Raw genomic sequence first — 2,041 nt, 5'->3', positions numbered from 1 at the left:
TGTTAATGCCAACTGAAAACAGGGCCAGAAACGCCAACTGAAAATAGGGCCACCAACCATCATGGAAGGTGATCAAATTGGATGATTGGGCAGAGATTCGCCGCCTGCATTCGACGGGGAAGCATTCGAAACGGGAGATAACCCGGCTGGTCGGGGTGTCGCGCGGCACGGTGGATCGGGCGTTGGCAGTGGATCGGTCTCCGACGTATCAGCGGGAGCCGACGGGGTCGAGTTTCGACGCGTTTGTCGGCCAGGTGCGGGTGTTGCTCGCGGCGACGCCAACGATGCCGGCAGCGACGGCGGCCGAGCGGGTGGGCTGGTCGGGGTCTCCGTCGCTGTTCCGGGCCAAGATCGCCGAGCTGCGGCCGGAGTATGCGGTGCCGGATCCCGCGGATCGGCTGGTGCACCCGCCCGGGTTCCAGGTCCAATGTGATCTCTGGTTCCCGCACGAGGACTTGCCGTTGGGTCATGATCAGGCTGCTGCACCGCCGGTTTTGGTGATGACGTCAACGTTCTCCGGGTTCGTCCAGGCCCGCATGTTGCCCTCGCGGACGACGCCGGATCTGCTCGGCGGGATGTGGTCGTTGCTGCAGGAGGCCGAGGCCGTTCCCGCCCGGCTGACGTGGGATAACGAGACCGGCATCGGGCGCGGGAAACTCACCGAGCCGGCCGCCGCGTTCGCCGGTACTCTCGGCACGCAGATCAAGCTGCTCAAGGCCCGCGATCCTGAGTCCAAGGGCATGGTCGAGCGGATGAATCGCTTCTTCCGGAGCCGCTTCATGTCGGGGCGCGCCTTCACGTCTCCCGACGATTTCAATCAGCAGCTGGCCGGCTGGCTGCCCATCGCGAACAACCGTCTCTCCCGGTCGCGACGAGGGCGGCCGGGAGACCTGGTCAGCATCGACCGTGCTGCGATGCGCGGACTTCCGCCGGTGGCGCCGGAGGTGATGTTCCGCAATAGCGTCCGGCTCCCAAGGGATTACTACGTTCGCGCGTTCAGTAACGACTACTCCGTCGACCCAGCCATGATCGGCCGGGTCGTGGACGTCGCGGCGAGCCTGGAGCGCGTGACCGTCCATCACGACGGGGTACTCATCGCCGACCATCGCCGGAAATGGGCCCGGCAACTGACCGTCACCGACCCGGCGCATGTTCTCCGCGCGGCCGAGCTGCGCGCCCAGTTCCAAGCTCAACGCGCGCGCCGGCCCACGGTCACGGGCGTCGTCGAAATGGCCTCACTGGTCCGCTACGACGAGCTCTTCAGCGTTGATATCGACGCCGCGCCGACTGGGTTGGCGGTCGCGTCATGACCGGCTCGGAAGCGGCCTCGCAGATCGAGTACTACGCCCGCGCATTGCGGGCACCGCGGATCAGTGAAGCGTTCCGGCGCTTGGGCGACCAGGCCCGCGACGCGGGTTGGTCCCATGAGGAATACCTCGCCGCAGTGCTCTCCAAGGAGGCCTCCGAACGGGAGGCTTCCGGGGCCGCGCTGCGGATCAAGGCTGCCCGGTTCCCGGGTCACAAGACCCTCGAGGACTTTAACTTCGACCATCAACCCTCCGCCGACCGGAACCTGATCGCGCACCTGGGCACGGGTATGTTCCTCACCGAAGCGAAGAATGTCGTCCTCCTCGGGCCTCCCGGGACCGGGAAAACGCACCTCGCCGTCAGCATCGGGATCAAGGCCGCCAAAGCGGGCCACCGGGTCCTCTTCGACACCGCGACGGGCTGGGTGACTCGACTCCAAGAAGCCCATTCGAGGGGAAAACTCGCCGCCGAACTCATCCGGCTGCGCCGTTACAGCCTGCTGATCGTTGACGAGGTCGGCTACATCCCCTTCGACCAGGATGCCGCGAACTTGTTCTTCCAGCTCGTGTCTTCCCGCTACGAACACGCGTCGCTGATTATGACGAGCAACCTGCCCTTCGCCCGCTGGGGCGATGTGTTCGGAGACCTCACGATCGCCTCCGCGATGATCGACCGAATCGTTCACCACGCCGACGTAATCAGCCTCAAAGGCAACAGTTACCGGCTCAAGCAA

At 65.3% G+C, this 2,041-nt stretch carries 2 protein-coding genes; both read left to right on the top strand.

Annotated features, from left to right (window positions below; genetic code table 11):
• Nucleotides 1-68 precede the first annotated feature (68 nt).
• Nucleotides 69-1,310: a DDE-type integrase/transposase/recombinase gene (locus CXY73_RS00135; RefSeq protein WP_199185231.1), complete on the top strand. Its 1,242-nt coding sequence runs from the start codon at nucleotides 69-71 to the stop codon at nucleotides 1,308-1,310.
• Nucleotides 1,307-2,041, top strand: a 735-nt coding sequence (gene istB, locus CXY73_RS00130) for an IS21-like element helper ATPase IstB (RefSeq protein ID WP_104176395.1), incomplete at its 3' end; no start/stop codon positions are given. The genes CXY73_RS00135 and istB, both read left to right, overlap by 4 nt.

The sequence above is a fragment of the Cryobacterium sp. Y50 genome, assembly GCF_002929805.1.
In the GTDB taxonomy this organism is placed as follows: domain Bacteria; phylum Actinomycetota; class Actinomycetes; order Actinomycetales; family Microbacteriaceae; genus Cryobacterium.
The sequence above is the reverse complement of the archived record's forward strand: the minus strand, read 5'-3'. Positions and strand labels throughout refer to the sequence as shown.